Origin of the sequence: Rhodococcus sp. NyZ502 (assembly GCF_041464245.1) — a bacterium.
Lineage (GTDB): Bacteria > Actinomycetota > Actinomycetes > Mycobacteriales > Mycobacteriaceae > Rhodococcus_F > Rhodococcus_F qingshengii.
In genome coordinates, this window is record NZ_CP167155.1 from 5,522,290 (window position 1) to 5,537,058 (window position 14,769).

Here is a 14,769-nt window from a genome sequence, read left to right on the forward strand (position 1 = left end):
GCGGTCGACGCGGGTTCGCAGCATCGCCCGTACAGGATGTGTCCCACACACCACCGGCACTACCCGAGAGGAACGGAGGAAGCATGGACTTGGTCAGCGCCACCACTTCGGCGATCATCGGATTTGTTCTCCTGCTCGCCGGCATTCCCAAGCTGAACGACCACGACGGGGTGCTTCGTTCGGTGCGCGGATACAAAGTGTTGCCGGTGCGACTCGAAGTACCGCTCGCTCGCATCCTTCCCGTCGCGGAAACCGTCGTAGGCATCCTTCTGGTTCTCGGCGTGGCCCATCGCCTCGCCGCCTTGGTTGCTGCCGTCATGTTCGCGTCGTTCTTCACGGGCCTCACGATCAACCTCCTGCGTGGGCGACGCGATCTGGACTGCGGATGTTTTGCATTCGGAGTCGGCGAGATTCCGCGTATCGGATGGTTCCACGCCGTTCGCGCCGGAACACTCGCGGTGATCGCTGTGGCACTGTCGGTCACCGCCGGACAGGCTGAGATCGGCGTCCAGGTCGTGGCGACGACCTTCGGATTCCTCCTCGTTCTGGCGGGAGTTGCGCTCGCACAGATTCGTTCGGTGGTCCACCTCGGACGACGCCCGGTCGACGACTACCTGTCGAGCGCCTCCATCCGCCTCCGAACCGCCGAAACCGCGTCCCGGTACGGCTCGTGAACTTACATCCCCACCACTGAAAACTCGAAGGCAGGACTACCACGATGACCACTTTCCTCCTTGTCGCGACAGTGATCCTGGTGATCGCCGTAGCCGTACTGTTCTTGATGGTTCTTGCTCTGGCTCGTGAAATCGGCCGCGTACAAGTACGTCTCGGACCTCTCGGTGCCCGGATGATGGATACCGGGCCCAAGGTCGAACAGGCCGGCCCGTCGTTTGCCGGTCTCATCGATCAGGAAGGACGGACCGTCGGAGTCGGTGGTCACCGCGACAAACCTCAACTCCTGCTGTTCACAGCACCGAGTTGCTCGACGTGCAAGAGCCTTCTTCCCGGCGTAAGGGCAATGGCCCGAGCCGAATCGGATCTCGACGTGATCATCATCTCCGACGGAACACCCGAAGAGCATCGCGAGTTCCTGGCCGGCAGCGGGATCGGTTCCGAGCTCAGTTACATCGACGCTCGAGACGTCGGTATCGCATACCAGGTGGGCACCACTCCGTACGGCGTGATTCTCGACGAGCACGGCAAGATCCGAGGAAAGGGCCTGTGCAATCACATGGCTCAGGTGGAAAGCCTGCTCAATGCGCTCGAATCCGGCACCCCCTCACTCCAGCACCTTCATGCCCAGGCGAAATCCGGCAGCGCGGCCTGATCTTCCTGCACAGTTCGATCCTCTTCACGAATCAGGAGAAAATCGTTGGACGACAATGAATTCCCGCAGCACAACATGACGGAGAACCGATATCCCGTCGACGAGGCGACAGTTCAGGCCCAGGCCGAATGGATGGCGGGCCAGGGCGGTTCGCTCACCAGTCGAACCGGACGCAAACTCTCCGAACGCGTTTCGCGGCGGTCCATGATCAGCCGGATCGGCAAGTGGACCATGGGTGTGTCAGGAGTGGCACTGATCAGCACACTTCCTGTGACACGTAGTGCCTTCGCCCAAGAGCCCGAGGTTCCTGCGCCGACACCTGGCCCCGAGCCTCTTGTCCCTGTCTACGACGGTAAAGATCCGGCCGAGTGCGAGTACTGGCGCTGGTGCAACATGGACGGAACGTCCTGTGCCGCATGCAACGGCGGCGGTGTCACCACCTGCGCCCCCGGCAGCAAGCCCGGCGCAGAGTTCTGGGTCGGATGCTGCACCAACCCTGATACCGGCAAGACCTATCTGATCGCCTACTACGACTGCTGCGGTGCACCTTCGTGTTCCAACGCATTCTGCGGCGAACCGGACATGCAGGCCGTGATGTACAACCCGGTCTCCGGAAGCTACGACCAGGAAATCATCTGGTGTGTCTCCGACGAGTCTCAGGCATACACCTGCACGATGGCGCCCATCATCGGTGAGGACTGCCAGACTCGACCGGCCGAGCGCCCCAAGGTCGGTGCCGGATCATGAGCAGTCCGCGAACCCGAAAACTGGCGCGACCCGCCGTTGCCGTCATCCCACTCACCGTCGTACTCGCGCTGGCCGGCTGCAGTTCGTCCGACAACGACGAACCTTCCAGCGCAGGTGATGTCACCTATCCGACAGTTCCGTTCACTGCTCCCGGTGAAGGAATCTCCCTCGGTCACGACGACCAGGAAATCGGCGACACCATTCCCGAGCCGTTGCACGTCGGTTCGATCACCCCGATCGCAGCTGACCGCTTGCTGGGCGTCGAAGGTGGATTCGGCCAACTCGAGCTCAGCGTCAACGTCATCGATCCGAAAACCGGTGTGGCCGAGAGCCGGATCACCGTCGGCCCGGGTATCTGGGATCCGGTCATTCACGGATTCGTCGGGGATTCCGCCGAGGATCCTGCGGTGCTCGCTGCCGAGGTGTGGCGCCCCCGAGGTTCCCGCGGCGCGGCAGATTTCACGGTCAGCACCTACTCCGGAAACCTGCTGGAACCAGCCGAGGTCATGCTTCCGGACGTCGCACGCGTACATTCACGTCCCGGCTCGAACGCCGTGACCTCCGACGGTAAGTTCTTCGTCACGTGGGACGACGGTTTGTACGGCATCAGGGTGGTCGACCTCGAGAAGAAGGAAGCGACCGGTGCACTCCAGATAGTCGGCTGCGGTCCGTTCACGTGGATGGTCGATCACGAACTGTACAGCGTCTGCGAGGACACCCGGGAACTGCTGCACGTCACGATCGGTGACGACGGAGTTCCGAAGGAAACCGCCCGAAGCAAGGTCCTACCCGAGGATTTTGTCTCCACCCGCAAGGTCACGTGGGCCTCGGAAGCACAAAAAGCCTTGCTGGTCAGTGAGAACGGCGATGTGTACGTCTTCGACTTCTCCAACGGACTGCCTCAGGAAGGTGTCAAGCCGATCGGAAACGCCGGGCAGGACTCCGGTCGATTCTCGGAGAACGTCATCAACGCCGACGCAACCCGGCTCGCAATCGCGTACACGGACACGGCGATTCATCCGGACTCTGCTCGGGGAGGCTCACTGGTCAAGATCGACTTGTCCGATGCAACGACCTTCGCCCCGGTGAAGAGCTTGACGCTTGCAGACCTCGGCTTGACAGACATCAAGAGCATGACCTTTTCCGTCGACGGCGCCACGTTCTACGTGCTCGGTTCGGGACCTGAGGTCGAAGGCTCCGCTCCGCAGAAGATCGTGGGTTACAACGCGAGCACCGGCGAGCAGGTCAGTTCCGTCGATGTCTCGGGCAACGTCGGGGATGTCAGCGGGTTGATCACACCAGAAGTACTCCGATGAGTCGTCCCGGATCCGGTGTGGTGATGGGCCGGCGCCGCTTCCTGAGTTTGGGAGCACTCGGCGCCGGAGCACTCGGGCTCGGCGCAATGGGGACGATTGCCGGATGCAGTTCCACTGCAGCATCTCCGACGCCGACGACCGATCTCGACTACATCCTGCCCACCGACCCGGAAGTTGCCGCCGCAGAATCGGCGCGAGCCTGGAACGGGACCACCGCTGCGTTTGCCCTTGCCGCCGGATTCTCGACGGTAGATCTTGGCGGACGCCTCGTGGACACGTGGACGTACGGAGGCGCTGCGGTGGCTCCGGAACTTCGCCTGAAGTCCGGTGACCGGGTGAACGTCAGCGTCCAGAACGGCCTCGACGCCGAAACAACACTGCATTGGCACGGAATTCGAATCCGCAACGACATGGATGGCGCGGCACCCACCACGCAGGCTCCCATCGGCGCCGGTTCGAGTTTCGAGTACAACTTCATCGCACCGGATCCGGGAACGTACTGGTACCACTCGCACAGCGGATTACAAGCCGATCGGGGGCTCTTCGGCGCCATGATCGTCGAGAACCCGAACGACATCACCGGGGCCGACATCGATGCCGTTCTGGTGCTCGACGACTGGCTCGACGGATTGGGTACCACACCGGATTCCGTCCTGATGGCCCTGAACCCGGCAATTTCGGGCGGGCACGGCGGACACGGCGGTGGGGCAACAACTCCGGCGGAACACTCGGAAGCCGACATGTCCGTCGCGCAACAGTTGGTGAGCGGCGGACACGGTTCTTCCGAACCACTCGGCGGGATGACTCAACACATCGCGTATCCACTGCACTTGATCAACGGGCGGCCACCCAACGATCCTGCTGTCGTGACTGCAGCGCCCGGTTCGACCCTGCGACTGCGAATCATCAACGCAGCCGCCGAAACTCCGTACCGGTTTGCGGTGGCCGGTCACGAGATGACAATCGTCGCTACCGATGGCTACGACGTGGAACCAACTCCCGCCGACACCATCATCGTCGGAATGGCCCAACGCTACGACGTACTGGTGACGGTGAAGTCGGGAACATGGCCGGTGGTGGCGAAGGTCGAGGGCCGAGATGGTTATGCGTCGACCGTCCTACGCAGCACCGACGCGTTGGCCCTGGCGAACCCGGATGTGGGCGGAAACCTCTCGGAACTGGCCGGCCGACTGGTCACCGAAAGCGAACTCCGGCCCGCGGAATCCGCACGGCTCGAGACGAAATCGCCTGATCGCGACTACCGCATCGAGTTGATCCAGGCCGGCGATCGGTACGTCTGGGGAATGGCGGGGGCCGATGCAGGCAAGCTCGTCATGAAACAGGGCGAACGGGTCCGGATCACGATGAAGAACGCGTCCACGATGTGGCACCCCATGCACACCCACGGCCACACGTTTGCGGTACCGGATTACGGCGGACTTCGCCGCGACACCGTCAACGTCCTACCCGGCACCGAGCTTGCCATCGAGTTCGACGCCGACAATCCCGGCGAGTGGATGTTCCACTGCCACAACGCCTACCACTTCGAGGCCGGCATGACGGCAAATCTGCGTTACGTCCGCTGACAAGTCGAAGAATGGAGAGAACACCTCATGAAGAAACTCGTTCCCGCTTTCCTGGCCGCGTGCGCTGCCCTGAGCCTCACCGCCTGCAGTAGTGATGCCGGTGCGTCGTCGGACGAACCTGCAGTCGTGATCGAGGTGAAGAACATGGCGTACACACCGGCATCGGTCACCATCGAGAAGGGACAGACCGTCGAATGGAAGTTCGACGACAGCGGACTCCCCCACGACGTGGTCGGCAACGGTGATCTCGACGGGAAACTGAAGAGCGAGTTGCTCACCGAGGGAACCTTCTCGTACACGTTCGACGACGCCGGAACCTTCACCTACCACTGCACGCCCCACCCGATGATGGTGGGCACCGTGATCGTTCAATAGTGAGGAGGTGGATCGCCGGCTTCGGCCTCGCCGTCGCGGCGACGTGTGTCCCAGCTTGCGGCACAGAAGATCCCGTCCCCGACGTGGTGGTCGAGATCAGCAATGTTCAGTTCAGTCCGATGGACGTCACCGTGGAACACGGCGGCACCGTCGAGTGGCGCTTCGACGACGGCGGACTCCTGCATCACGTGGAATCACCCGGCCTGTTCGACAGCGGTATCACCGGAGACGGAACGTTCCGGCACACGTTCGAGAGCGTCGGCGTCTACGAGTATTCGTGCTCCGTGCACCCGTACATGATCGGAGTCATCACAGTGCTGTGAACACTGGCTCATCACTTTTCGCTGCGACTTCGGCTCGACACTTTTCCTGAACCACAAACACTTCGGAGGATCTGATGACTACTGTTCTCTCACACGGCCCACTGCAGACCGACGTCCCTGACATCCGGCCGCCCCTTCAAGGCTCGGTCGGCACCGCGACCCGTGTCAGCCTCGTCGCGGCGGGCGCCGCTGCGGGTGCCGGCCTCGCACTCGTGGCCACGCCATCTGCGACAACAGCTTTGACCACAGCTGTTATCGGCGCCGGACTGGTTACGTCGCTGGCCGCGAACTGGTCGACCTGCGGAATGTCCGTCGCCGGAGTTGTTGCCGCGCCGAAGCAAGTCGATCGGAAGGGATCCTCGACTCCCGTCCGCCGACTCGGCTGGCACGCTCTGGGTTCGGTCACGACGGGAGCCGTCACCGGGGCATTGATCGGCGCTCTCGGTGCGGCGATGTCCGGGTACGTGCCGATCGGCTGGGCGCTGGGCGCCTGGGCCGTCGTCGCGGTTGCATACGGGCTGCACGAGTTGGGTGCGGTGAGCATGCCGACTCCGATGCGGCGCCAACAGCTTCCGCGCCATCTGCGCCGCACGATGGCGCCGTGGAAGGTCTCGCTGATCTTCGGCGCGATCATCGGTCCGGGATTTCTGATCTTCATCCGCTCGAGTGCGTACTACCTCCTGGCACTCGGCGTCATGGCTTCGGGTTCACCGGCTCTCGGGGCGGCGCTGTTCACAGTCGTATCCCTTGGCCGCTGCATGCCCAGCCTCGCGGCAATCGTGCACACCAAGCGCGGTGGCTCGATGCCGGGATTCCTCTCGATCATGTGCGTCGTGGACCGTCGCGTGCAGAGCGTCACCGGCGCGGCATTGATCGCACTGGGAGCATTCGCCGCCGCAGCACTGATCTGACTGTCGAGCTAGCACCCTTCACCTCGAGTGAACACACGCTCCGACTCTCCGGAGCGTGTGTTCACTCGACAGAAACCGTGCGCACTCACCCCGCGTCAGGGAATCGACAGCGCCACCTGGACCGAGTCCTCCGACGGCGACGTCACCTTTGCGTCCCGACTCCACAGCATGTCCAGCGCTGCCTTGGGCTTGGCAAGAACCCACTCCCGGGCGGCGTTCTTGATCAGCGTCGGAGTTGCGCACCCGCAATCGCTGTTCACCCCGTCTGCGTCGATGCCGACGTCTCGGCACAGCGCCACAGCGCGGGGCACGTGATACCCCTGAGTGACGATCAACGCCTTGGTCACCCCATACGTATGTATGGCCCGGAAGCAGGTGTCATAGGTGTCGAGGCCGTACGGATCCCCCACGATGCGACGCTCATCTATTCCCTGCTCCAACAGGTAGTTCGTCATCGCCGCGATCTCGTCACCCGAGCCGCCGTTCGCGTCGCCGGAGACGAGGACCGCTTTAGCCTTTCCCGCTTCCACCAGTTCTACTGCTGCGTCCAGCCGCCCTTTCAGGAAAGCCATCGGCTTACCGTCCTTGATCTGCGCGCCCAGCACGATCACTACCGGAGCATCGGGAGCATCGGCGGCGTCCGACGTGTGGCCGGCCGACGCCACGGAGATCCACACGATCGAGCCCGCGTAGACAACTGCTCCGAGCACCGCAATTCCTGCGACCCAACGAGGCCACCTGCGCTTGCGCGGCGGTTTCACTGGATCTGCAGCAGCTTCGTCCATTCGTCGATCAAACCACACGGTTTGCTCATGGCTCGAGCGCTCGGTCGATCCTCCATCCCTCCGCGCCACTGCGCTCGGCCCACAGATCCAAGTACTTTCCACCTCGCGCGATCAGGTCTTCGTGGGAACCGACCTCCTCCACCCCACCGTCTTCGAGGTAGACGATGCGATCTGCTCCCTGAATAGTCGACAGGCGATGAGCGATGATCACCACCGTTCGACCACGGGCCAATCGGTGAATTGCCTCGGTGATGGCGACTTCGTTCTCTCCGTCGAGGGCTGAAGTCGCTTCATCGAGAAGAACAATCGGAGTGTCCTTGAGGAATGCCCGCGCAATCGAGACCCGCTGACGTTCACCGCCGGACAGCAGTGATCCGCCTTCACCTACCCTGGTCTCCTCACCGCTCGGCAAACGGTCGATCACTTCGCCTAGCCTGGAATCCACCACTGCTTGACGGACCTCCGACTCGGTGGCATCCGGTCTCGCCAACCGAACGTTCTCCAGGATGGTTCCGTCGAACAGGTAAACCTGCTGTGAGACAGTCGATATCCGAGACATCAATGCTCTCGTTCCGATCTCGCGAACATCGGCTCCCCCGATGGATACCGCACCTTCGTCGACGTCCCAGAATCTGGAGATCAGCCGAACCAGAGTTGTCTTTCCGGAACCGGAAGGACCGACCAGAGCAGTGACCGAGCAATCCGGGAATTCGAGGCTCACGTTACGAATCACGCGATCCGGGCCGTAGCCGAAGGAGACCGAATCGAACCGAATATCATACGACGTAGGCGCTTTCGGCACCTCAGGCTCCGCCAGCACCGGTACATCGATCATCTCGCGGACAGATCCGAGCGACACCCGGGCCAGTGAGATACCTTCACCGAATCCTGCGAGCATTTGCATCGGCTCCACGAACCTCACGGCCAACACGAGAACAACGATCACGCTTGCTGTGTCGATGGACCCGGTGGTGACCAGCAGTGCCGCCAGAACCAGGACGGTGAGAAAGGCAACCTGAACGACGATCATGAAGCGCAGCAGATACTTGTCGACCGATCCGATTTCCTGCAGGTGTGCGTCCCGGTTGGACACAAGAGCTTCGTCCAACCGAGTCCAGCCTTCGCCGCTCTTACCGGCCGAACGTAGAACTTGCTGCGCCTGTGCATATTCGACGACGCGCGATGCCAACTCGGATTCGCTCTTGCCGATCGCCTCGTATTCGGGAACAACCGCACGCTGCACGTTGCGGTAAGCCCGAATCCCCAGTGGAACGAAGACGACCATCGCGAGAGACAGTCGCCAGTCCACAAACAACACAGCGATCGCCACTGTCGCTGGAGTCACCGTGACGGTGACGAGTTGCGCGATGATCATTCCCGGGATGCTCATCAAGATAGCCGTGCCCTCGGTGACCAGGCGAGTGAACGCTCCACGGTTTGCCTTGCTGAACCACCCGAGCGGAACCTGCACCAAGTGCTCACCGAGGCGATGCATGATTCCACCGGCAAAACCCTCGATTCCGATGCGGTACGCCCGATTCTCGGCGATCCACCGTACGGCGCCACAGGCCACCGCCACGAGAGCAGCCGTGACAACCCACGGCACTGCGGCGTCGTAATCGCCGCGAACCACCGCTTTCAGGATCGGAATCATCAGTGCAAAGACGACACCCTCGAGTATCCCAGCGAGCGTGAAACCTGCTATCTGACCTCGCATCCCATTGCCGCGCCCGAGGATTTCGTCCAGGTCTCGAATCATTGCAGCGCCTTTCGCGGAGAGATGTCTTCGACGAGGGGGTTCTGGAGCGCCCACATCCGCGCGTAGGTTCCGCCGAGCGCCGACAACTGTTCGTGCGTACCCTTTTCCACGATCCGTCCGGCGTCGAGAACGAGTATCTGATCTGCATATCGGACGGTGTGCAGTCGATGAGCGATCACCATCAGGGTGCCGCCGTCCGCACTGATCTCACCCAGTGCGCGTTGAACGGCCGATTCACTGTGGGGATCGGCCTGCGAAGTCGCCTCGTCCAGGATGACGATCGGCGGGTTCTGAAGGATGGCGCGGGCGATCGTCAGGCGTTGCTTCTCCCCACCCGACAGCTCACCGCCCGAACCACCACCGATCTCGGTGTCGTACCCGTCCGGCAGTCGCATGATCACGTCGTGAATCTGCGCCCGCCTCGCCGCTGTCTCCACTTCCAAATCCGTTGCATCCGGTCGACCGAGCCGAATATTCTCGCGCACGCTGTCCCGCAGGAGCACAACATCTTGGAAGACGATGGCCATCGATCTCAAGACTTCGCGACTGGACTGATCTCGTAAATCGCTTCCGCCCAGTCGAATAGACCCGTCCGTGACGTCCCAGAACCGCGGAAGTAGACGCGCCAAAGTGGTCTTTCCGGAGCCGGAGGGGCCAACGATCGCGGTCACGGTGCCCGGTTGCATCTCGAAGGAGATGTTCTCGAGGACGCGCTGCCCAATGGTGTATTCGAAGCCGACGCTGTCGAATTCGACCAAAGTGCTGCGAGCAGGCACTGCATCCTGAGGTTCGGCCAGTTCTGGTTCGCCGAGGATGCTCTCGACGTGAGTCGCTCCCAGTTGGCCTTCGCGGTAGAGGTTGGCCATCGTTCCCATGTGCAGAACCGACGACGGAACACCGATTCCGACGACCAGAAAGGCAACAAGAGCTACCGGGGTAATCCAACCCCCGGACAACATTGCAGTTCCCGTCGCCGTGATGACCACGATGAGTACCGCCGGTGAGAGGAGGATCGACATCGCGACCACCGGCCTTCCCATCCCCGACATCCATCGCACGCACACCGCAACCATCGAATCGACAGCGCTCGAGTAGCGCGCGAATGCGCGACTCCCACTCCCGTACGTCTTGACAACCTCGATACCGTCGCCCAGTTCTACTGTCGCAGAGGTCAATGTCGACATTGCAAGATTCCAGGAGTCGACGTTCGTTCGATAGGCTCTGCGCATCGACGGCGCGGCGAGAGCGAGACACACTCCGATGTAGCCGACCAGGACCAGGCTGAACTTCCAGTCCATCGCCACCAGATAGATCAGGGCCACTATCGGCGACAGGATCGCTGGTACCACGTCGGCGGGAAGGTGAGCGACGAGAAGATGCATCCGCTTCACGTCGTCCGTCATCGCCTGCTTCACTTCACCGGTGCCACCATTTGCAAACCACCCCAGAGGAACTCGGGACAGATGCCGAGCGATACGCGAGCGGATCGAGTATTTGAAATGCGCGTCGGCGGTGTGACAGACGGTCAGTGCTGCGTTGTAGACGACAAAACCGAGAATTGTGCCCGCTGCACCGATTGCGGCCCACATCCAGACCAGGTTCAACGACGAGCCGGTCAGGAGCACCCGCGCGATCTCGACCACCGCAACGTAGGGCAGGAATCGCAACGGCACCGACAGTGCCGACAGACCCGCCCCTAGGAGGAGTTGATTTCTCACCGGCGCGATCATCCTGCCCAAAGCGTCTCGGTCGACGAGTCCAGGCGAGTCTTCCGGGGCTGCGGACTCGTTCACTTTCATTGCCGCACTCACTCTTCGACGATGATCGTGCCGGTCATGTTCGGATGTGGTGTGCACGTGTAGGTGAACGTTCCGGCTTTGTCGAAGGTCTGACTGTAGGTTCCGCTTCCTTGGAGATCGCTCTTGATCCCCAACTCGGCGAACACGACATCGTGCGGCATTCCCTGGTCCTCGAAAATCCACGTGACGGTCTGTCCTGTGTGCACGGTGACGGAGTTCGGTTTGTACGCAAGGTTTTTCACCGAGATCTCGACCGGCGCTTGCTCGGTAGATCCCGTCGAATCGTTGCCGCACGACGTCAGTGTGAATACCGCTGCAACAGCGATCAATGTGGTCAATCCGGTGCGAAATAACATTCTGCTCTCCTCATCGAACGTAGTGGAGGTCGGCAGTCATCCCGGCCTCGAAGTGGTACGCGTTGTGACAGTGAAACATCCACCGTCCTGGATTGTCGGCGTCGAAGTCGATCGCCATTTGTGTACGCGGAAGTACGATCACGGTGTCTCGGCGAAGCCCGCCGTAGGAGGGAACCGAGAAGGTGTGCCCATGGGTGTGCATCGGGTGCCACATGTCGGTGTCGTTGTTCATGACGATTCGTATTCGCTCGCCCTGCTTCATTCTCAACCGACCTGCATCGGCGCCCGCCATTCCCCAGAGGTATCGATCGCCGGCCTGAATGAGATCCACCGAATACGCACGATCCGGTGCCCTCTGCTCCAGCGCTCCTGACGGGCGAAGCTCCGATTCCAGAACGAGCCGACCGCCGGCACCTGACAGCACTGCAGGCGAAGTCAGGTCGACGACCGCTACCGAATCCGGCGTCCGAAGCAGGCACGCGACGCCACCTGACTTCCCTTCCACCTTCGCGGCGATGGGCCACGAGCCGGACTGCACCGTCACCAATACGTCGTATCGCTGCGCGGGTGCGATCAGAATCTCGTCTCCGGCTGTGTAGGCAACGTCCTGCCCGTCAGCACTGACAACGGTCATCTCGTGCCCGGCGACCGAGAAACGGTACGGAGTCTCCGCCCCGGCATTGATCACCCGCAATCGAAGCCGAGTTCCGGCCGTCGCACTGACGACGAAGGGATCTTCCACAGGCCGTCCGTTGATCAGGTGCAGTGGATACGTGATGTGCGTTGCCATTCCACCGAGCGCCTTGGAATTTCCGTGACCACTGCCGAGAAGTTCTGCGGCAGAATCAATCTCTGCACCATCGACTTCCGGTGGAGTGCCGCCGTGCCCGTGGTGTCCTCCCTGCACGTCCGGTGACAATGCGCGAAGCACTGCATCCGGGGTTGTTCCCAGCCCGTCGAGCCAGTCGTCGATCACGATGACGACGTCCTCGTCGGCTCCGGTCCGGTCGTTCGGGTCCTCGACCACGAGTGCACCGAATAACCCTCGATCGGCCTGCAAGCCTGAATGGGAGTGGTACCAATATGTTCCGTGATCCGGGGCCACGAAGTCGTAAGTGAACTCGGCACCTGGTTGGATTCGTTCCTGGGTGACCGGCGGGACGCCGTCCATGTCGTTGCGGATCGCAATGCCGTGCCAGTGCACCGAGGTCTCCGTCGGAAGGTCGTTCTGCAAAAGAACGTTGAGCTGGTCTCCCTTGGAGATTCGAAGCTCCGGGCCAACTGCTTCCGCACCGTACGACCATGTGTCGACCTCTCTGGCGCCCAGACTCACCCGAGCCGGTGCAGCTGTCAGATTCCGTTCGACTGTGCGCCCGCTATGAAATCTCGCCTGTTCGGCAGCACGAACTTCGTCGTCGAACGGTGAAATCTCAGAACCGGTTTCGTTCGCCGAACCACGGCTGCACGCACTCAGTGCCACAGAACCCAAAGCCGCAGAGCCCAAAGCCGCAGAGCCGAGCGTCACCGCTCCCCATCGCAGAGCCAGGCGCCGACTCAACGCTCTCGAACTCATGCCGTCAGCGCCGTGAATTCCTGATAGCGCGTCGCGGCAACAGCTTCGGTTCCGGTGCCGGTCAGATTGCCGGCAGCCATGGCATCCATGTCCTCGATCATCCAGAAGGTGGCGAAGGGATGAGTGGCAAGCCACATGTCTCCGTTGACCTTGGCCACTCGGTTCTCCTGCACCGCTGAAAGACTCGAGAACCCGGGAACACCGGCAACCTTGCCGAACTCGTACACGCCCTCGTCGAACACGGCTACGATCCGAGCATCCTGCGCCGGGATCGCCTCGTCGGACAGGGGCGCATACGGCAGTCCTCCAGCGGCATTCGCTCGCTGGGATTCCGGACGCCCGAAGCCGCTCTCCGCCAACAGCAACGACGGCGGCGCCTGCTCGGTGGTGGTGGCAAGGATTCCAGAACTGCTCATCAGCACCGACACGGTGTTCACTTCACCACCGGACCGAGCAGAGACGTCAGCGATCTTGCCCTCCAAAGCGACAGTCAGCTTGTCGGCAACCGACTGACGATCAAAAGCGCGTCCGAAGAAGGCAAGATTCTCACGCCACGGAGTTGTGACGGCCGGGACCGGCACTGTGGGGACGGTCGACGCGAGGGAGTCGTAGTAGCTCCGATCGCCCATCGACGTGAAGATGACCAGTCCGGGATCCTGGGCGAGGACCTGCTCGATCGGGGGTGCACCGAGCGGCGGCACCGTGACCACCTCGGTACCCGCTGACGCCAAGATATCCTGGCCGATCTCCGATCCCCACGACGTGAAGACCACGTCAGGGGTGATGCCGACGGCAAGGAGACCTAGTGCGGCGTATTCGTCGAGGGAAACAATTCGCCCGAGGTCGCCCGGAACCGACGTCTCACCGAATTCGTGGGACACAACACGCGTTCCCTCGGCAGGTTCCGTCGTCGGTCCCGCCTCACTCGAGCTACAGGCGGCCGCAGTCAGGGCAACGACACTGACCAGCAGCGAAGCTCCCAGCCTCGATAGGTAACCGGGTCGCGTTTTCAACTTCATAATGTCCTTCAGCTTCGAAAAATCGGGGGTTCGATACAAATCGGAGCACTGCTCGGATTTGGCAAGTAAACCTCACCTAAGTTCATCCGTCAATCGGTTGCGTCGACTACGCGACGCGATCCGACGCCACTAAGCTCGGTCGGACCATGACTGCGCCATCACCTGACAAGAAGTCCGCCGCGAAATCACAGCGCCGCCGGAGTTACAACACCGGGATCACTGCGGACGCGGTGCTGACCGTGGCGTTCGGGCTCAGTCGCGAGCACGGAGTCGAGGACTGGTCGCTGCGGCAGCTGCTCGGCGAACTCGATACGTCGTTCTCCGTCGTCTATCGACTCGTAGGAGATCGGGACGCACTCTCGGCTGCGGTGGTCGACAGTGCGGTGTCGGCCGTGAACGTTCCATCCGCACAAGAAGATTGGCGTCAATGGCTGACACATCTGCTCTTGCAGATGCGAGAGGCATTGATCGAGTGTCCAGGTGCGGCGCAGTGGCTGCTGATGAACGGAGTTGCCACCCAGCGCAGCCGGGAACTCATGGAGGCCGGATTGGCATCGCTGATCGACGCCGGGTTCGGGGAAGAAGCCGCTCAGGCTTACACCGTCGCCTTCACCTCGACAACCACACTGATCGCCATGAACGACGCCAGGCGCATTCCCAGCGGACAGCCTTCACCCGATCACAGCGCGATGCTGGAACGACTGAGTAACGACGGACCCTCAGATCCTCGTTCATCGATGGAGACACTGATCGGGAAGTTCGCCGGTCCACCGGATGCTGCGGAAGCAACACGGGCAGAACACTATCGCTACACACTCGACCGTGTCCTCGACGGCCTCGAGGCGCGGCTGAACTCAATCAAGGAGTCACAGAAATGACCGAGGGTCGCTGTC

General features: G+C 61.8%; 15 protein-coding genes. 9 read left to right on the forward strand and 6 right to left on the reverse strand.

Annotated elements, in window-relative coordinates; translation table 11 throughout:
• The first annotated feature begins 83 nt into the window (after window positions 1-83).
• The 8 genes from ACBG85_RS25535 (at window position 84) to ACBG85_RS25570 (ending at window position 6,585) form a co-directional block, all read left to right on the forward strand.
• Window positions 84-674, forward strand: coding sequence for a MauE/DoxX family redox-associated membrane protein (locus ACBG85_RS25535; protein WP_063315621.1), 591 nt, complete (start codon window positions 84-86; stop codon window positions 672-674).
• A 44-nt stretch (window positions 675-718) separates the two neighbouring features.
• Window positions 719-1,327, forward strand: coding sequence for a redoxin domain-containing protein (locus tag ACBG85_RS25540; protein ID WP_019745575.1), 609 nt, complete (start codon window positions 719-721; stop codon window positions 1,325-1,327).
• A 75-nt stretch (window positions 1,328-1,402) separates the two neighbouring features.
• Window positions 1,403-2,074, forward strand: coding sequence for a methylamine dehydrogenase light chain (locus ACBG85_RS25545; protein ID WP_064688132.1), 672 nt, complete (start codon window positions 1,403-1,405; stop codon window positions 2,072-2,074).
• On the forward strand, window positions 2,071-3,390 hold the full coding sequence (locus tag ACBG85_RS25550; RefSeq protein ID WP_003940153.1) for a hypothetical protein: 1,320 nt from the start codon (window positions 2,071-2,073) through the stop codon (window positions 3,388-3,390). Before ACBG85_RS25545 ends, ACBG85_RS25550 begins: the two co-directional genes overlap by 4 nt.
• Entirely contained in the window at window positions 3,387-4,976 is a 1,590-nt protein-coding gene (locus ACBG85_RS25555) for a multicopper oxidase family protein (protein WP_372025318.1), read from the forward strand. The genes ACBG85_RS25550 and ACBG85_RS25555 overlap by 4 nt, the downstream gene beginning before the upstream one ends.
• 27 nt (window positions 4,977-5,003) lie before the next feature.
• Window positions 5,004-5,351 (forward strand): plastocyanin/azurin family copper-binding protein, encoded by a 348-nt coding sequence (locus ACBG85_RS25560; RefSeq protein WP_003940240.1) that lies wholly within the window; start codon window positions 5,004-5,006, stop codon window positions 5,349-5,351.
• The gene (locus ACBG85_RS25565; RefSeq protein ID WP_080712742.1) at window positions 5,351-5,674 is read left to right on the forward strand and encodes a cupredoxin domain-containing protein; all 324 of its coding nucleotides are present in this window, start codon (window positions 5,351-5,353) and stop codon (window positions 5,672-5,674) included. Before ACBG85_RS25560 ends, ACBG85_RS25565 begins: the two co-directional genes overlap by 1 nt.
• Before the next feature lie 74 nt (window positions 5,675-5,748).
• Window positions 5,749-6,585 carry a methylamine utilization protein gene (locus ACBG85_RS25570; protein WP_372025320.1) on the forward strand — a complete coding sequence of 279 codons (837 nt, stop codon included), beginning with the start codon at window positions 5,749-5,751 and terminating at the stop codon, window positions 6,583-6,585.
• A gap of 95 nt (window positions 6,586-6,680) precedes the next feature.
• Here ACBG85_RS25570 and ACBG85_RS25575 read toward each other — a convergent pair whose 3' ends face one another.
• From ACBG85_RS25575 to ACBG85_RS25600, 6 genes are read right to left on the reverse strand one after another with little or no spacing between them, the layout of a single operon-like run.
• Window positions 6,681-7,370, reverse strand: coding sequence for a vancomycin high temperature exclusion protein (locus ACBG85_RS25575; RefSeq protein WP_372025322.1), 690 nt, complete (start codon window positions 7,368-7,370; stop codon window positions 6,681-6,683).
• 25 nt (window positions 7,371-7,395) lie between these two features.
• Window positions 7,396-9,129, reverse strand: a complete 1,734-nt coding sequence (locus ACBG85_RS25580; protein ID WP_372025324.1) for an ABC transporter ATP-binding protein — start codon at window positions 9,127-9,129, stop codon at window positions 7,396-7,398.
• On the reverse strand, window positions 9,126-10,940 hold the full coding sequence (locus ACBG85_RS25585; RefSeq protein WP_372025326.1) for an ABC transporter ATP-binding protein: 1,815 nt from the start codon (window positions 10,938-10,940) through the stop codon (window positions 9,126-9,128). Before ACBG85_RS25585 ends, ACBG85_RS25580 begins: the two co-directional genes overlap by 4 nt.
• Window positions 10,937-11,284 carry a plastocyanin/azurin family copper-binding protein gene (locus tag ACBG85_RS25590; RefSeq protein ID WP_372025328.1) on the reverse strand — a complete coding sequence of 116 codons (348 nt, stop codon included), beginning with the start codon at window positions 11,282-11,284 and terminating at the stop codon, window positions 10,937-10,939. Before ACBG85_RS25590 ends, ACBG85_RS25585 begins: the two co-directional genes overlap by 4 nt.
• 10 nt (window positions 11,285-11,294) lie before the next feature.
• Window positions 11,295-12,857, reverse strand: a complete 1,563-nt coding sequence (locus tag ACBG85_RS25595; protein WP_372025329.1) for a multicopper oxidase family protein — start codon at window positions 12,855-12,857, stop codon at window positions 11,295-11,297.
• Window positions 12,854-13,876 carry an ABC transporter substrate-binding protein gene (locus ACBG85_RS25600; RefSeq protein WP_042925933.1) on the reverse strand — a complete coding sequence of 341 codons (1,023 nt, stop codon included), beginning with the start codon at window positions 13,874-13,876 and terminating at the stop codon, window positions 12,854-12,856. Before ACBG85_RS25600 ends, ACBG85_RS25595 begins: the two co-directional genes overlap by 4 nt.
• A 146-nt stretch (window positions 13,877-14,022) precedes the next feature.
• Between ACBG85_RS25600 and ACBG85_RS25605 the strand changes: the two genes are divergently transcribed.
• Window positions 14,023-14,754, forward strand: coding sequence for a TetR/AcrR family transcriptional regulator (locus tag ACBG85_RS25605; protein ID WP_372025331.1), 732 nt, complete (start codon window positions 14,023-14,025; stop codon window positions 14,752-14,754).
• Window positions 14,755-14,769: the final 15 nt, after the last annotated feature.

Excerpts from the sequence above, each read along its gene's own strand:
- ACBG85_RS25600 (WP_042925933.1), bottom strand. The coding sequence starts at position 13,876 with ATGAAGTTGAAAACGCGACCCGGTTACCTATCGAGGCTGGGAGCTTCG.
- ACBG85_RS25535 (WP_063315621.1), top strand. The coding sequence starts at position 84 with ATGGACTTGGTCAGCGCCACCACTTCGGCGATCATCGGATTTGTTCTC.
- ACBG85_RS25590 (WP_372025328.1), bottom strand. The coding sequence starts at position 11,284 with ATGTTATTTCGCACCGGATTGACCACATTGATCGCTGTTGCAGCGGTA.
- ACBG85_RS25580 (WP_372025324.1), bottom strand. The coding sequence starts at position 9,129 with ATGATTCGAGACCTGGACGAAATCCTCGGGCGCGGCAATGGGATGCGA.
- ACBG85_RS25570 (WP_372025320.1), top strand. The coding sequence starts at position 5,749 with ATGACTACTGTTCTCTCACACGGCCCACTGCAGACCGACGTCCCTGAC.
- ACBG85_RS25605 (WP_372025331.1), top strand. The coding sequence starts at position 14,023 with ATGACTGCGCCATCACCTGACAAGAAGTCCGCCGCGAAATCACAGCGC.
- ACBG85_RS25595 (WP_372025329.1), bottom strand. The coding sequence starts at position 12,857 with ATGAGTTCGAGAGCGTTGAGTCGGCGCCTGGCTCTGCGATGGGGAGCG.
- ACBG85_RS25545 (WP_064688132.1), top strand. The coding sequence starts at position 1,403 with ATGACGGAGAACCGATATCCCGTCGACGAGGCGACAGTTCAGGCCCAG.
- ACBG85_RS25555 (WP_372025318.1), top strand. The coding sequence starts at position 3,387 with ATGAGTCGTCCCGGATCCGGTGTGGTGATGGGCCGGCGCCGCTTCCTG.
- ACBG85_RS25550 (WP_003940153.1), top strand. The coding sequence starts at position 2,071 with ATGAGCAGTCCGCGAACCCGAAAACTGGCGCGACCCGCCGTTGCCGTC.
- ACBG85_RS25560 (WP_003940240.1), top strand. The coding sequence starts at position 5,004 with ATGAAGAAACTCGTTCCCGCTTTCCTGGCCGCGTGCGCTGCCCTGAGC.
- ACBG85_RS25540 (WP_019745575.1), top strand. The coding sequence starts at position 719 with ATGACCACTTTCCTCCTTGTCGCGACAGTGATCCTGGTGATCGCCGTA.
- ACBG85_RS25575 (WP_372025322.1), bottom strand. The coding sequence starts at position 7,370 with ATGGACGAAGCTGCTGCAGATCCAGTGAAACCGCCGCGCAAGCGCAGG.